The organism is Chitinophaga sp. NPDC101104 (assembly GCF_050277495.1).
GTDB lineage: Bacteria > Bacteroidota > Bacteroidia > Chitinophagales > Chitinophagaceae > Chitinophaga.
Genome location: NZ_JBNNSF010000003.1, coordinates 395,362 through 410,399, shown reverse-complemented (window position 1 = coordinate 410,399; position 15,038 = coordinate 395,362). Strand labels below are relative to the sequence as shown.

Here is a 15,038-nt window from a genome sequence, read left to right as displayed (position 1 = left end):
GACATGAAAGAAGAATACATTGGACTTCCGTTGGTGAAGAATGAAACGGACCATCAGTTCGAACTGACGGTGGAAGGGCATACCGCCATTATCGTATATAAGGAAAGCGGAAAGAAGATCTGGCTCATCCATACCGAAGCGCCCGCCGAGCTCGAAGGCAAAGGCGTAGCCACGGCGCTCATTGAAAAAACGCTCGCGTACCTGGAAGAAAACCACTATACGCTGGTGCCGCTTTGTCCGCTGGTAGTAGCCTATCTGAAGCGCCATCCCGAATGGAAACGCATCGTAGACCCATCCGTCACCCATCTCTGATCCGCCATCATGGAACCCGCGCCATACGCCGTCATCAACAACGAAGCCAGCCAGCAGCTGGAAGTCTGGATAGCCGGTGAAGCCGCTACGCTCACTTATCGCTATTATAAAAAAGACATCGCGTTCATGCATACCACCGTTCCGGCTGCGATGGAAGGTAAAGGCGTGGCTACCGCGCTGGCGAAGGAAGCTTTCCGGCTGGCCGCCTCCCTGAAAAAGCCGGTGATGGTGTATTGCCCGTTTGTGGCGGGGTTCGTGGAGCGCCATCCGGAATACCGCTCCCAGCTCGATCCGCAGTATTACGGCAAACGGTGATTCAATCCGCCAGCTCCAGCACCGATCCCTTCAAATAACGCAGCTTTTCGAAAGCCGCCGTTTCTTTCCAGCCGGCGTTCAGCCAAACGTTTTTGTGCTGCGGGTTCGCATACAGCACCTTGATCTTACGGGGGCGGCGGGCCCGGCTTTCCTTCACCCGCTCCACAAAATCCACCATCGCTTCTTCATTGAAAGGGTTGAACAGGAAAATGACGCCCGTCTGGTCGGAGACCTCCATCCGCCGAGCGTCTTCACATAATACTTCATACTTCCCCGGCTTCACGGATTTACATAATCCGGGCGACAGCTCGATCCCGGTAATATCATCGAATCCGTAAAATTCGGCCATGGCCAGCACGCGCCCTTTCCCGCAGCCCACATCGAGAAAACCGGTTTTCTTTTCGGCATCGGTCACATGGTTTAGCAGCCATTCGGCCGAATAATAATTGACGGGCTCGTATTGCGTGGCCTGCGCTTTGGCCGAGTCCGAGATGGCGTCTCCCAGGTAATGCGTGCCGATGGTGCGCAAACCGTACTTCCGCTCGCCGGCAATTTCGCGGCGGATGACGAACAAAGCCATTTCAAGGTCCCAATGCCAGGCGAGGTACAAAAAGTAACGGATAAAGCGCATCCGCCCAAGTTACAAAAAACCCCGGCCCAAAAGAGCCGGGGCAATTGCATTTGCATGATTTCCGTATCAAGGTGTTAATGCCATTTGTAGTTGGACGCGGAGGCGAGACTCCACTTCCGCTCCTTCGAATCCTATATTGGCAAATCGTATCCGCCCGTTTTTGTCGATGACGTACGTGGCGGGAATAATATTGAAATTGAATTTTTCGCCGATGTTGGGATCGGTGTTGTAATACACGGGGAAGGAATACGTTTTGTTCCCTTTCCAGTTCTGCGCATCCTGCAGCGTGTTTTTCGCGCCGCTGTTGACGATCATGAAAACCACGTCCGGATTGCTTTTGAACTCATCGTAGAGTTTCTGTACGAAGGGCATTTCCTGCATGCAGGGCACGCACCAGGTAGCCCAGAAATCGATCAGCACCACTTTTCCGCGGAGGCTTTCCGGGGTAACGGGATTGCCTTTCAGGTCTACGAACGACGAAAGCGCCGGTGCGGGCTTGTCGATCATTTGCCTGGCCACGGCGGCTTTCAGTTCCCCGAGGCGCAGCGCGCCGATTTCCGCCAGTGCCGTTTCGCGGCCGGTCTGTTTGTAGAAGCGGCTTACGTTTTCAAGGGTTTCGTGGTCGTGCGAAGCGGCGATCGCGGCGCGCATGTGCGCTTCACCCTCACCGTCTTTCCCTTCCAGCATATCGATGAGGCCGAGCATTGACAGGAGGTTCCCTTTTGCCTGGGCGGTTACCGCCCGGCGGGTGCTGTCGTCTACCAGCGGAATGATATGTCCCGTTTCCGGGAAATACCGGATGAGCCCGGCAGGCCAGCGGTCGGCCATGGCCAGCGCCATGTTGGTGTATTGGCGCGCCAGCGGCAGGGCCACCGCGTTTTCGATGAGTGTTTCGGCCATGCTTTTGTAGAAACGCGGGAGATGGGGGCTTTCCATGTCGTGGCGCACCTTTCCTGCGTGGAACACCGTTTTGGCGGAGTCTTTGGCACGGGCGTACAGTTCGAACAGTTGTTCATGGAAGGGCGAAAAATCCGCTTCGTTCTGTTCCGTTTCTTTGTCCAGCGCCAGTTCCAGCAGGGTGATGCGGCGTGCGGTATCCTTTTCCCGGCCGATGAAATCCGCATGCAGGCTCCGACCCAGCGCGGTTTCCGGGTACCGGGCGCCCACTTGCTTCCGGATGGAATCCAGGCGCGAGGGTTCCCCGATGATAAGGTAGCCCATCGTTACCCGGTTGAGGTTTCCGCGGTCGGAAGGCGCTTCTTTCCACTTGGCTTCGATGACGTCGTGCATCCGGCGGCGGATGGCTTTCTTTTCCGAAGCCAGTTTCGCCACCTGCTCACGGTATACCAGCAGCCGTAATCTGGCTTCATAGTTGTCGGGGAACGCTTTCAATTCCTGTTCGTACAAATCCGCGGCAGCCGCCGCGGCACCGGGCGCTTTGCCCATTTGCGCGGCCATGCTGCCACCGCGGTACAACAAGGCATGGCGGACGGGCAGGCCGTTTTTGTATACCATCACTTCGTAAAGCCGGTCGGCCGCCGGCCGTTCGATCGTGTTGCCGCTGGTAAGCTGGAAAGTGGCGAAGGCCGCGTAGGGCGCCAACCGGAAGCTGGCGGTCCATTTACCGTTGGTTTTCACCATCGGGATGCGGATGGGCAGGTCGTAGAAGTTGGAGGTGACGAACTGTACCGTTACGGCGGTGGCGCCGGCGGGAATAGGGCCTCCGGGCACGGAGGGGTCCAGCGTAACGGTGACGGTTTCCCCCGCCTCCGGTTTCCCCGGCGCGATCACCACACGCTCCTGCGAGCGCGCGGTGAGGCCGGTGGTTATGAGGAGGAGGATTACAAAAAGTAATTTATTTTTTATAGCCTTCATTCTGCGTCAGGTTAATGTTGGTACTGATGGCATAGGCGGGGATCGGGTACAGCGTGTCGGTCGGCTGCCAGTTGGCACCCTTGATGGGGCCCAGTACATCGGTGGCGCGTTGGGTACGTTTCAGATCGAACCAACGGTGGCCCCATTCCGCGAACAGTTCAAATTTCCGTTCATGTTCCACAGCCAGGATCAATTGCGGCTGCGTAAGGGCGGTATTCAATTTCTGCAGGTTGGCGCGCTCCCGCACTGCATCCAGGTCTTTACGGCCATCATCCAGTTTATTTTGGCGGATGCGCGCTTCAGCCCTGATGAGGTATTGTTCGGCCACACGCATTACCATGGTATGCTCCTGTACCGGTGTCGCGTTACGCACTTTGTATTTGGCGGGCCAAAAATACGTAGCACCCGTTGCCAACGTCCTGTTACCCGTCCATTTGGCGAGGCGCGCGTCCCCAGCTTCGAACTTCCGGATCAGATTAAGGGTATCCAGCCGGAACAGCGGGCCAGAAGTAGCGTTTGCCGGAATGGCTACCTGTGCTTCCCAGGTATTCCGTCCTCCCCCTACATTCACCGACTGCAGTTGGAAAATTGCTTCACGGCTGTTGGCGAGGAACACGGCGTTCAGATCTTTCAGCAGCTCATAATTACCGTTACCGATCACGGCATTGGATTCCGTTTCGGCCAGCGCCCATTCGTGACGGTATAGGTACACCCGCGCCAGCAGCGCAGATGCGGCCGTTTTGTTGGGACGTACGCGGTTGCCGTTGGGGTAATTATCGCCCAGCAAGCGTTTGGCTGCCTGCAGGTCCGCCACCACCTGGTCGTACACTTTTTCCGTTTTCTCGCGGGGCAGTTTCTCGGAAATGCGGTAATCCGTCGTCAACACCAGCGGCACGTCGCCATACATATTCACGAGGTAGAAATAAAAATAGGCACGCATAAAGTAGGATTCGCCTAGCAACTGGTCTTTCAGTGCCGGCGTCAGCTTCGTGGAAGCCGTCAACCCTTCAATGCAGGCGTTAGCGGAATAGACGTAACTATAAACAGCGTTCCAGAACCGCTCCACATAAGTACTGTTGGGTAGCAGGCGCGTTTGTTTGAACACGTCGTAATCTTCAAAATTGCTGGCATAATACACATCATCGGCATGGATCCCGGCGAGGAAGTTCATCATCACGTTCGCCCAGAGGTAATTGAGGCTGTTCATGCTGATGTAAATGCCGGTAACGGCGGATGTGGCGGTTTTATCGTCGGCGAACACCTTTTCGTCCCCCACTTCCGTTTTCGGCGTGGGCGTGTCGAGGTATTTGTTGCAGGACGCGGAAAGCGTGGCTGCGAATATGATAAGAAGCGAAAATCGTTTCATCTTGATGCTTTTGGATGATTGTTAGAAACTCAGCTGGATACCTGCGGTAATGGTTTTCACCGGCGGCAAACGGATGCCCTGCGTTTCCGGATCCATTCCCTTATAGTTCGTGAACGTCAGCAGATTCTGCGCGTTCAAATACACTGAAGCGTTGTTCAGCTTGATTTTGCGTGCGTATTCAGACAGGTCGTACCGCAGCGAAACGTTCTTCAGGCGGATGAAGCTGGCATTGCCCCACACTGCACTGGATAACCGGTAAACGTCGAACAGGGTGTTGGCGGGGTTTGTGGTGGCACGGGGAACATCGGTCACATCACCCGGTTTCTGCCACCTGTCCAGCGCCTCCCGGCCTTGGTTGAAACGCGTTCCATAAGCGTTCGCCAGCCGTCCGTAGTTATATTCGCCACCTTCCTGCTCCACGAACTGGAAGAGGAAATCCAGCGATACTTTTTTATACCGCAGCGTATTCTGCAAACCGCCGTAGTATTCGGCCATAGCGTTGCCGAGGATCACGAAATCCGTGAATTCCACCGGCCTGCCGCCGCTACCGTCTTTCGTCCAGAAAACGGGCACACCGGTAGCAGGGTCCACATACTCGTACTGGTAGCCTTTTACGATGGTAAGCGGCTCGCCTACCACGTATTTGTCGCGATAAACGGTTTTCTCGATGCCGTCGAACTTCTTCAGCTTGTTTTTCGGAATGGTAATGTTGAACGAAGACGTCCAGGAGAAATGATCACGGCGGATATTATCTGTTGTGATGTCCATTTCCCAACCGGAGTTCTGTACCACTGCATCGAAGTTGTCGCGCAGGCTGGAGAAGCCTACCTGCGGCGTGAGCGAAAGATCGATGAGCTGGTTATCGGTCAGACTGTAATAATAACCGGCATTGACAAGGATGCGGTTCTTCAGGAAACCCAGCTCGATCCCGCCTTCCGATTTACGCGATTGTTCCCAGCGATATTCCGGATTGGCGATGCGGGAAGGCGTAAGACCGGTACTGCCGTCGTACACGTACGCGCTGTTGGAAGCGGCCCAACTGGCGAGGTAATCGTAGTATCCGATGTTATCACTTCCCACGGAACCATAACTTCCGCGCAGCTTACCGTGCGACAACCACGGTAATTTCTTTGCCCAGGGCTCTTCCGAAAAAATCCACGCGGCGCCCACAGAGCCAAAATTGCCCCAGCGGTTATCCGGCCCGAACCGGGTGGAACCGTCGCGACGGAACGTGGCGTTCAGGACATACTTGCCGTCCCAGTTATACGTAGCGCGACCGAAAATGGAATTGTAGCGGTACATATAATAATTGAGGTTCTCGTTGCGGACACCGGCGGAATCCAGGATGTGCATGAACTCCTCACCGGAGAACCTGCTGGCATCCGTACGTTTCCCGTCGCGGACGCTCTCCTGCCAACTGGTGCCAACGAAAACGGAAAGGTCGCCCTTGCCGATGGCGCGTTTATATTCCAGTTGCGGCTCCACCACGTAGGAATGCGCTTTCACATCGCCGAAATACGTAAAGGCGTTGGCGGCGTTCTGCGCATTCAGGCTCGACGGCGGTGTGATCTGCATCTGATCCATGGAGTTGTGCGTGTACCCGCCGGTTACCCTCGCCGTAAGGCCAGGCAATACCGTGTAGCGGATTTCGCCGCTGGTGATGAGGTTCCGGGATTTGGAAGCATACGTGCGGGAAAGCGGCGCGATGGGATTCTGATCGCTGCTGAACCAATAGAATTTCCCGTCGCTGTCATACACCGGAAAGTTCGGCGAAAGGTTATATACGTAAGACATGTCGCTGGGCAGCGAATTGCTTTTATCGCCGCTGTAGCTGGCGGAAACTTTGAACCCGAAGCGGTTGTCTTTGCTGTTATGATCGAGGCTGAAGCGGCCCGTTCCCCGTTTGTACGCAAGATCGTTGGGCAGTACAGTGGATTCCTTTCTCCAGGTGCCGCTCAGTAAATACCGCGTTTGCTGCGTCCCCCCAGACATCGAAAGCTGCGCCTCCGTTTGGTTGGCCGTGTTGCCGATGAGGCGTTTCTGCCAGTCGTTCGTTTCGGTCTGGCTCCATTCCAGCAGGTCCGGCGCATTGTCTGTCGAAGGTGTAAGATTATCATTGGCGAATGCCTCCTTCCGCATGTCGATATATTCGGAAGTGTTCAGCATCGGCATGCGATTTACGACTTTGCTGCCGCCGCTGTAAACGTTGGCATTTACGGAAAACTTGCCGCTGCGACCTTTCTTGGTGGTGATCATCACTACGCCGTTGCCCGCGCGTGAGCCGTAGATCGCCGTTGCGTCAGCATCCTTCAGCACATCGATCCGCTCGATATCGGCGGGGTTCAGTGCCGCGAGGGGGCTTTGGGTGCCGCCGGCTACGGGGATGGTCGTGTTCATGGGTTCGTCCAGATACGGTACCCCGTCAATAACGTACAACGGCCCGTTGGCCTTCAGCAGCGAATTCTGGCCGCGGAGGGTTACGTTGAATGAAGTACCCGGCAACCCGCTGTTCGAGGAAATGAACAGGCCGGGCACGCGGCCCTGCATGGCGGCGAGCGGGTCGGTCACCGGGCTGTTGGCAATGTCTTTGCTTCTCACGGAAGACACGGAGCCGGTGAGGCTTTTCCGCACAGCGGAACCATAACCGATGATCACGGCTTCGTCGAGCGCGCTGATGTTCGGTTTGAGGCGGATGCTGAGGGCGCCGGCGCCTACGGTCACTTCCTGCGGCTCGAAGCCGATGTAGGAAATGACCAGCACATCACCGGGCTCGGCATTCAGTTTGAATTTCCCGTCTACATCGGTGGTGGCGCCCGTCTGGGTGCCTTTGATGCGGATGGTGACCCCGGGCAGCGGGGTACCGTCTGTCCCGGTAACGGTACCCGTCACTTCCTGTCTGGCTGCTTTGGCGGAAGGAGCGGTAGGAGCAACTGGTTTCGGTTTGATGAAAATGGTCTTGTCCTTGACGGAATAATCCAGCGGCTGGTTTTTAAAAACCGCCAGCAGGAAAGATTCCAGCGGTTGGTTGCTGGCCTCTACCGTCACTTTTCCAGCACCGCGCAACAGGTCCCTGTCGTAAAAGAACAGGTACCCGGTCTGGCGCTTCACGGCGGCAAACACTTCTTCCAGCGAAGCGTTTTGCAGCTTCACGGTCACCCGTTGGGCATAGGTAGTGGCGGAAACGTTGAGGCAGGCCGCCAGGATAAGAAATGCTGTCCATCTCATGATTCGTCTGAGTTTGGTTGAAAGCAGCCCCTTTCCAAAACAGGGGCCGGCATGATCGGTCAATTGCATAGATTTGCATTGTCTGGTTAATAGTAATTCAAGTTCGTTGCTAAGATGCCTGACATTCGCCGGGGGTGGGTCCAATCACCTCCGGTTTCTGTTTTTTATAATGGTTGAATAATGATCTTCGATCCTTCGATGGTAAACGACATGCCCGAAACCCGCAGTCCATCGAGCACATCCTGCAGCGGCAGGTCCCGTTGTATTTCGCCGTCGAACCGGCGGCCGGGCACATTCCCGCGATATTCCACTTCCACGTCGTACCACCTTTGCAGTTGCCGCATAACGGCTTTCACGTCTGCGTTCCTGAAATAGAACACGGCGTTCCTCCAGGCCAGGGCTTCCTCCACATCCGGCCGCGCATCCACCACCGGGACGCCGCCGCTGATGGCGGCCTGTTGCCCGGGCGCCAGCTTCCGCGTTTGCCCGGCCGCCGTCACGGCCACCGAGCCTTTCACCAAAGTGGCGCGGATCGCGGGCTCGTCGGCGTAGGCGTTGATGTTGAATTCCGTTCCCAGCACCGCCACTTCGGCCTTCCCGTCTACCGCCACCGTAAAAGGTTTCGCGGCATCTGGCCGCACCTCGAAATACGCTTCGCCCGTCAGCTCCACTTTCCTCGCTCCCGGCCCGAACACCACGGGAAACCGCAGCGACGATCCGGCGTTCAGCCAAACCTGCGACCCGTCGGGCAAGGCGATGCGGAACTGTCCGCCGCGCGGCGTGCGAAGGGTATTGTATTGCATCGCCCCTTCCTTTCCGCCGGGCTGGTAAACGAGCGATCCGCCGTGCTGGCTCGCCGTGGCGCCCTGCTGCGCGAAGGTCTGGTTGCCGGTGCTGTCCAGCGGAATGGTGGTCCCGTCTGCCAGGGTGAGCACGGCTTTGCTGGTGGCCGGCAGGATAGTTCGCTGGGCCGCGGCCACGGGGGCTTTGGCGGCTTCCTGCCCGGGCTTCCAGAGCCAGATACCGGCTGCGGCGGCTACGATAACGGCGGCAGCGGCCCACCAGCGGTAATCCATACGCTTCACTTTCTCCCCTTCGCTATCCGCCGGGGCGGGAAAGTGTTTTTCGGCAAACCGTTGCCAGGCGGCGTCTTCGTCGGGCGCACCGAATTTTTGCAGCCGGCTTTGCAGGCCGGGCGCACTGGTCATCCGCTCGTAAAACGCACGATGTTCCGCATCGGCAGCCAGCCAATCCTGCAATTCGCGGGCCTCGGCTTCCGTCTGTTCGCCGCGCAGTTCCTTCAGGATCAGTTCGGCAGGTCGTTGTATCAGTTGTGGGTCCAACATTCAATTTTTTTATGGATTACTATAGAAACAACGGGTTTGTTATTTCGATGACAAGGTTTGGCGGATTTTTTTGAAGATTTTTTAGCCCGGCTCAAAAATCGATGGCTTTGTCCGCCCGGAAATCGTCCTTCCCCCACCAAATTTTCCATCCTCCCAAAATATTTCCCTTTGTCGATCGTCAACTTAAACAACCGCAGGATGCGGCCGATCTATCCATGAAGAGATTATTTAAAATTCTGAAATACATGATGTTAGTATTGATCGTACTGGTAATGCTGCTGACCGTCACTACTTATTTTTATATGAAGCGCCCCCAGTTCGGGGCCTTACCGGAAGGCAAAAGGTGGGAATCCATACAAAAGTCGCCGCACTTCAAAGAGGGCCGCTTCCGCAATCTCGTGGAAATGCCCGTGATCGCTGAAGGGTATTCCATGCCGGGGGAAATTTTCAAAACCCTCTTCAAGAAATTCCCCAACCGCGAACCGGTAGATCCCCTGCCGTCCGTTAAAACCGACCTCCGCAACGCCCCGCACGACAGCGACATGATCGTCTGGTTCGGGCATTCGTCGTTCTTTCTGCAGCTGGATGGCGTGCGTTTCCTCGTGGACCCCGTGTTCAGCGGCAAAGCCTCGCCCCTGCCGGGCGGCGTGAAGGCCTACAAAGGCAGCGACGTCTACACCGCCGCCGATATGCCCGATATCGATTACATGCTCCTCTCCCACGACCATTACGACCATCTCGATTTCGAAACGGCCGTGGCGCTGAAAGACCGGGTAAAATTCGTGATCTGCGGACTGGGCGCGGGCGCGCACTACGAAAAATGGGGCTACCGGCCGGAGCAGATCATCGAAAAAGATTGGTACGATCAGCTGGAGATCAAACCGGGATTTACCATCTTCACCGAATCCGCCCATCATGATTCGGGCAGGGGATTCACCCGCGGACAAAGCCTCTGGCTGAGTTTCTACATCCGCTCGCCCCGGGGGAGCGTCTATTATAGTGGAGACGGTGGATACGACAGCCGGTTTCAGGAGATTTTCCGCAAACACGGCGCGCCCGATTGGGCGATCATGGAATGCGGCCAGTACAACGAAGCCTGGCACTCCGTGCACGAACTGCCGGAAGAAGTAGCGAAAGCGACGGAAGAACTGCATGCCGGGAACCTGCTGACGGTCCACCACTCCAAATTCACCCTGGCGAACCACCCCTGGAACGAGCCACTGGAGAAAATTTCAGCATATTCACAAAACAAGCCTTACCGGTTGGTAACACCCATGATCGGGGAACCTGTCCGGCTACACGATCACGCACAACAATTTGAACAATGGTGGAAAAAGATACAATAACCCTGCTAATGGAAATGCCGGGTAAACGCCAGCCAGGCATAGAATACGGGCAGGAGATCCCGTTTGAGCAGGGCGGCGCGGATGAGTTTCAGGGCGCGGAGCTTCTGGGTCCTGACAGTGTTGTAGGAAATGGACAGCTCCCCGGCGATCTCCTCGTTTTTCTTCCCTTCCAGGTAACTCATCTTGAAGATACGCCGGCATTGGGCGGGCAACTCATCGATCTCCCGGTACAGACTGGCGATGATCTCGGTCTCGGCCAGCCGCGGGTCGAAAGCGCCCGTGTCGGGAAGGGCGTCGCCGGCAAGGTAGGCATAGTCTCTATCGCGCGACTGCTGCCTTTCCTTTAGTTTGAGATGATTGAGGCATGCGTTGCGGACAGACACGTACAGCCAGGAGCGGAGCGCGGCGGCATTGGGGAACACCGGCCTTTTATCCCACAGCCGGGAAAACACTTCCTGTATAAGGTCTTCCGCTTCCTGCCAGTCGTCCACGATAGTGCCGGCATAATAGCAAAGCGCCTTATAATGCTGCTGAAAAACCGATCTGAAAGCTTCCTGATCTCCCAGGGCTATCCGCTCCAGCCATTCCTGTTCCGTATTTCGATGCGCAGGCAATAAAGTCCTCCCGGTTGTTTTGTTGGTTTCGGTCCGAAGCTTTAAAAATACCAAAAATCAGCCGTTTTCCCATCTTGTCCGCTTTTGGACGGCGTGTCCGGTTTCGTAAACGGCCGTTTCGCGCCCGCCGGTCATCATACAGCTGCTCCTTCCGGTTTTTCCGCCCATCGTTGCCCATCCGCCGTCAAACCAATGCCCAGACAATGTTTTCCGCTACCGCCCGAAAGCGGACAACGGCGCCTCCCATCCTCCACCCTTCCCATTTCACTTGCCGTCCGCCATTTCCGGTACTAATTTTACATCGCAGTTAGTTTAACAGAATTTTAGTCAGCCGCGCATGAAGGTTAGACCATACGCCGCTGGGAACATACGATGCAGAACGTATGTTCCGTTTGTTTTCCTCAAAAAAAAGGGCAGCCACTTATGGCCGCCCTTTCCTTATTCCGTTTGGTACGATCTTTTACTTTTTGATGATCTTGTCCAGCGTTTCCTGCGCCAGCGGATGATAGTTGCCGCGGTATTTCCCATAGATGGAACGCGCCATGGCCGTGCCTTCGGGCGACTTCATCATCTCCGAGTACAGCGGCGTGAGGAATTTGCGGCGACCCACCTGGCTGAGGAACTTTTCCATGTTCCCGAAAGCCGGCTTATACCCCGCCGCAACCGACATGATGAACCACTGGTTCGCCACTTCGCTGTTGCCGGTTTGGGTGAACCGGAATGCCCCGTCCAGTTGCTGCATCTGCCCCAACTGCAAAGGCTTCGGCATTTTGCGGAGGAAATGCAGCCATTCGTGGCTCGTCCAGCCCTGCGTTTGCAATCCGCCCGCGGCATCGCCTTTGAGGAATTTCTCCCTTTCCGCATCCACTTTGCCGAACCGGGCCTGTGGCACACGCGGGCAATTATCCGGGATCCCCGGGCCATAGACCCAATCCTTCACCCGGATTTTATTCACCAGCGCCGTGTCCCCTTTCATCAGCTCCGCGTTGAAATATTCGAGGAATTGCTCGGTAGACATCGTTTTGAACGCATGGGAATTGAAATATTTATACAGGAACGAATCGATTTTCTGCCTTCCCACTTCTTCTTCGGCACGGCGGAGAAAGTGCGCGCCTTTTTCATATGCCACGTCCGTGAGGCCGTCTTCCGCGCTGCGCCCTTTCAGGTCGAGCTTCAGCCAGGTGTCGCGGCTGTCTTTGCCGAGATCGTTCACGGTTTCCTGCATATCCTGGTACCCCAGCTCCCATAACATATCGGCGTAATCCGCGCCCATCATGGCTTCCATGATCCGGCGCTCGAAATAGACGGTAAACCCTTCGTTGAGCCAGAAATCGTCCCAGGTGGCGTTAGTCACGAGGTTGCCGCTCCAGCTATGCGCCAGTTCATGCGCGATGAGCGACACCAGCGAGCGGTCTCCCGCGATGATCGTAGGCGTTGCGAAGGTGAGGCGCGGGTTTTCCATGCCGCCCAGCGGGAAGCCGGGAGGCAGCACCAACACGTCGTATACGCCCCAGCGGTAGGGCCCGTACAGCCCTTCGGCCGTGGTCACCATTTTGCCAACTTCCGCGAATTCGTAATGCGCTTTGTCCAGCATCGCCGGCTCGGCATACACGCCGGTACGCCCGTCTATGGCGCGATACGCCACATCACCCACGCCCAGCGCCATGAGGTACGCCGGCACGGGCTGGTCCATCCGGAAATGATACACCCCGCTATCGTTCTTCTGGCGCGGGTTTTCGGCGCTCATAAGGGCCATGAGGTCTTTGGGAACGGTCACGCGCGCGGTGTACGTAAAGCGGATACCGGGGCCGTCGGGGCCGGGGATCCAGGTGCGGGCATACGTGGGCTCCGACTGTGTATAGAGGAACGGTTGTTGCTTGCCCAGGGTCTGTGCGGGTTCCAGCCATTGCAGCGCCGTGGCCGTGGTAGCGGTTTTGTACCATATGCGCACGAGCGTGTCGGATTTTTCGATGGGCACATTCAGGCGATTGCCAAGGAACGCAATGGCGGAATCCAGCGTGTACGGCACTTTGCGGCCGCCTGCGGTAACGCTGTCGATCGCAAGGCCGTCGGTATCGAGGCGGAGCACGGAAAGGCCGCCGGGATTGGTGAAATGCCAGGCCGCCGAACCTTCGATGCGGTGCGCGGCAAAATCCACCCGGATGTCGAGGTCGAGGTGGCGGACCCGGATGCTGTCGGCGTTCGACAGGGTATGCAGGTCTTTGGCCGGCGGCGTGTCCGCGGTTTGATTGTTGGTTTCCGGGGATTGGCAGGCGGCGGCGAGGAGCGCCCCTGCCAGCAATGCATATCTCATAATTACAGGTTTGTTTCGGTGTTTTGACGGGTGGCCTTAGCGCAGGGGCTCCGGTGTTTTCTCCGGCGACTCCATCACATACAGCCCCCGTTCTTTCAACAGCGGGATGAATTTCGCCAATCTTTTCTCAAATCCCGCGAAATCCTTTTTCGCCGGTGCCGTCCACGCCGCTTCGGCCATGGCCAGCAAGCGCGGGAACGTCATGAAATAAAGGCGCTCTTCGGACTGGATGACCTCCGTCCACTGATTGGCCTGGTAACCGATGATCTGCCCGCGGTTGGCAGCAGTGACGGCCGGATAATCGTTCAGGTTGAATTCGTACACCCGGCGAAGCGGGTTAAATTCCTTGCCCCATCGCCGCCCCACGGTATGGGAACTATCCTGCACAAAATCGAAATAAAACGGCAAACGCGGACACACCACTACCTTGTACCCCTTATCCAGCGCGCTTTTCAACTGCTCGGGCCGTTCCTGCCGCCACCAGAACACGATGGTTTCCTTCACAGGAAGGTCGGCCGCGGTCACTTCGTCCCAACCCAGCATTTTGCTTTTGATGGCCATGAGCGAGTCAGACATGCGGCGGATGAAGTAATGCTCGACATCCACCAAAGTTTTCATGTTCTCACGCTTCATCAGGCTTTGGACATGCGGATCGGTGTTCCAGCTCGCGGAGCCGAAACTCACCTCGTCGCCGCCGATATGGACCATCCCGGCCGGGAACAACGCGTTCACTTCCCGGAGGATGTTCGTCAGATATTGATAAGTCCCCTCTTTCCCCGGATTAAAAGTGAATTCCGGGTATTTCGCCGTGCCGCCGCCGCTGAATTCGGGATATGCCTTGTTGGCCGCCGTGGCATGGCCCGGCATATCGATCTCGGGGATCACCGTGATGCCGCGCGCGGCTGCGTAAGCAACGATTTCCTTCACGTCTTCCTGCGTATAATAAGCCGCCGGCGCCAGCGAGTCCGTTCTGTTGCCGATGCCGCCCACGGTGGTGAGCCGCGGATATTGTTTGATCTCGATGCGCCAGCCGGGCTCGTCGGTCAGGTGCCAGTGGAAACGGTTGAGCTTATACATCGCCATTTCGTCCAGCAGTAATTTGATGGTTTTCTTCCCGAAAAAGTGGCGGGACTCATCCAGCATGAAACCCCTCCAGGCCATGGCCGGGGCATCCTCGATCCGCCAGCAGGGTACGGAAATCCCCGCCCCTTTTTTCCCGAAAACCCGTGCCAGCTGGACCAATGTCATGACGCCATGAATATAGCCGTCGCCGGAACCGGCTTCTATCTTTACCCGTTGGGGATTGACTTCCAGTTTATACGCATCGCCCTGTTCCAGCACACCGCCGATAACGATCAGGGGCGGAAATGAATCGTCGGGGTTGCCGACCAGCGATTTGATGTATTTTTCCCGGTTAACGGAATGCGCGATTTTCACTTTCACGCCGGTATGTTTCAGGAGCTCCTGCTGCAGGAGGTCGCCCACGGCATTCTGCAAGGGATCGATCACAAAGATTTCCGTGTTGGCGCTTATCGTGAATTGGCCTTTCAGCTTGCCCGCCTGCTGCGGCCTGGGAATAACCGGGCATTCCTGCGCCTGCACAAAAAGGCTGATGGCCATGGTCGTAATGAAAAGGAGCGTTCTGAGCATGATCGTTGGTGGAATATTGGTTGAAGTTTTAAAGATAATCATCA

At 56.5% G+C, this 15,038-nt stretch carries 11 protein-coding genes; 3 read left to right on the top strand and 8 right to left on the bottom strand.

The window, feature by feature from the left end; all coding sequences use genetic code 11:
• Positions 1 to 3 precede the first annotated feature (3 nt).
• Together ACQKLP_RS23490 and ACQKLP_RS23485 are read left to right on the top strand one after the other, a co-directional pair.
• On the top strand, positions 4 to 312 hold the full coding sequence (locus ACQKLP_RS23490; RefSeq protein WP_427325425.1) for a GNAT family N-acetyltransferase: 309 nt from the start codon (positions 4 to 6) through the stop codon (positions 310 to 312).
• A gap of 9 nt (positions 313 to 321) precedes the next feature.
• On the top strand, positions 322 to 627 hold the full coding sequence (locus ACQKLP_RS23485) for a GNAT family N-acetyltransferase (protein WP_427325424.1): 306 nt from the start codon (positions 322 to 324) through the stop codon (positions 625 to 627).
• A 1-nt stretch (position 628) separates the two neighbouring features.
• On the opposite strand, the gene ACQKLP_RS23480 is transcribed toward ACQKLP_RS23485, so the two are convergent.
• The 5 genes from ACQKLP_RS23480 to ACQKLP_RS23460 all read right to left on the bottom strand — a co-directional run bounded on the left by ACQKLP_RS23480 (position 629) and on the right by ACQKLP_RS23460 (position 9,070).
• Positions 629 to 1,258 (bottom strand): class I SAM-dependent methyltransferase, encoded by a 630-nt coding sequence (locus ACQKLP_RS23480; protein ID WP_427325423.1) that lies wholly within the window; start codon positions 1,256 to 1,258, stop codon positions 629 to 631.
• Positions 1,259 to 1,324: 66 nt separating this feature from the next.
• Complete coding sequence (locus tag ACQKLP_RS23475; protein WP_427325422.1) at positions 1,325 to 3,133, bottom strand: TlpA family protein disulfide reductase; 1,809 nt, start codon at positions 3,131 to 3,133, stop codon at positions 1,325 to 1,327.
• Entirely contained in the window at positions 3,114 to 4,499 is a 1,386-nt protein-coding gene (locus ACQKLP_RS23470) for a RagB/SusD family nutrient uptake outer membrane protein (RefSeq protein WP_427325421.1), read from the bottom strand. Before ACQKLP_RS23470 ends, ACQKLP_RS23475 begins: the two co-directional genes overlap by 20 nt.
• Before the next feature lie 21 nt (positions 4,500 to 4,520).
• Positions 4,521 to 7,724, bottom strand: coding sequence for a TonB-dependent receptor (locus ACQKLP_RS23465; protein ID WP_427325420.1), 3,204 nt, complete (start codon positions 7,722 to 7,724; stop codon positions 4,521 to 4,523).
• Between the two features lie 164 nt (positions 7,725 to 7,888).
• Complete coding sequence (locus ACQKLP_RS23460; RefSeq protein WP_427325419.1) at positions 7,889 to 9,070, bottom strand: FecR family protein; 1,182 nt, start codon at positions 9,068 to 9,070, stop codon at positions 7,889 to 7,891.
• A gap of 245 nt (positions 9,071 to 9,315) precedes the next feature.
• Between ACQKLP_RS23460 and ACQKLP_RS23455 the strand changes: the two genes are divergently transcribed.
• On the top strand, positions 9,316 to 10,416 hold the full coding sequence (locus tag ACQKLP_RS23455; protein ID WP_427325418.1) for an MBL fold metallo-hydrolase: 1,101 nt from the start codon (positions 9,316 to 9,318) through the stop codon (positions 10,414 to 10,416).
• A gap of 5 nt (positions 10,417 to 10,421) precedes the next feature.
• Here the strand turns inward: ACQKLP_RS23455 and ACQKLP_RS23450 are convergent, their stop codons facing one another.
• The 3 genes from ACQKLP_RS23450 to ACQKLP_RS23440 all read right to left on the bottom strand — a co-directional run bounded on the left by ACQKLP_RS23450 (position 10,422) and on the right by ACQKLP_RS23440 (position 14,994).
• On the bottom strand, positions 10,422 to 11,030 hold the full coding sequence (locus ACQKLP_RS23450; RefSeq protein WP_427325417.1) for an RNA polymerase sigma-70 factor: 609 nt from the start codon (positions 11,028 to 11,030) through the stop codon (positions 10,422 to 10,424).
• A gap of 460 nt (positions 11,031 to 11,490) precedes the next feature.
• On the bottom strand, positions 11,491 to 13,344 hold the full coding sequence (locus ACQKLP_RS23445; protein ID WP_427325416.1) for a M1 family metallopeptidase: 1,854 nt from the start codon (positions 13,342 to 13,344) through the stop codon (positions 11,491 to 11,493).
• A 36-nt stretch (positions 13,345 to 13,380) separates the two neighbouring features.
• Entirely contained in the window at positions 13,381 to 14,994 is a 1,614-nt protein-coding gene (locus ACQKLP_RS23440; RefSeq protein WP_427325415.1) for a beta-N-acetylhexosaminidase, read from the bottom strand.
• Positions 14,995 to 15,038 lie beyond the last annotated feature (44 nt).

Excerpts from the sequence above, each read along its gene's own strand:
- ACQKLP_RS23445 (WP_427325416.1), bottom strand. The coding sequence starts at position 13,344 with ATGAGATATGCATTGCTGGCAGGGGCGCTCCTCGCCGCCGCCTGCCAA.
- ACQKLP_RS23475 (WP_427325422.1), bottom strand. The coding sequence starts at position 3,133 with ATGAAGGCTATAAAAAATAAATTACTTTTTGTAATCCTCCTCCTCATA.
- ACQKLP_RS23470 (WP_427325421.1), bottom strand. The coding sequence starts at position 4,499 with ATGAAACGATTTTCGCTTCTTATCATATTCGCAGCCACGCTTTCCGCG.
- ACQKLP_RS23485 (WP_427325424.1), top strand. The coding sequence starts at position 322 with ATGGAACCCGCGCCATACGCCGTCATCAACAACGAAGCCAGCCAGCAG.
- ACQKLP_RS23440 (WP_427325415.1), bottom strand. The coding sequence starts at position 14,994 with ATGCTCAGAACGCTCCTTTTCATTACGACCATGGCCATCAGCCTTTTT.
- ACQKLP_RS23460 (WP_427325419.1), bottom strand. The coding sequence starts at position 9,070 with ATGTTGGACCCACAACTGATACAACGACCTGCCGAACTGATCCTGAAG.
- ACQKLP_RS23455 (WP_427325418.1), top strand. The coding sequence starts at position 9,316 with ATGATGTTAGTATTGATCGTACTGGTAATGCTGCTGACCGTCACTACT.
- ACQKLP_RS23480 (WP_427325423.1), bottom strand. The coding sequence starts at position 1,258 with ATGCGCTTTATCCGTTACTTTTTGTACCTCGCCTGGCATTGGGACCTT.
- ACQKLP_RS23465 (WP_427325420.1), bottom strand. The coding sequence starts at position 7,724 with ATGAGATGGACAGCATTTCTTATCCTGGCGGCCTGCCTCAACGTTTCC.
- ACQKLP_RS23490 (WP_427325425.1), top strand. The coding sequence starts at position 4 with ATGAAAGAAGAATACATTGGACTTCCGTTGGTGAAGAATGAAACGGAC.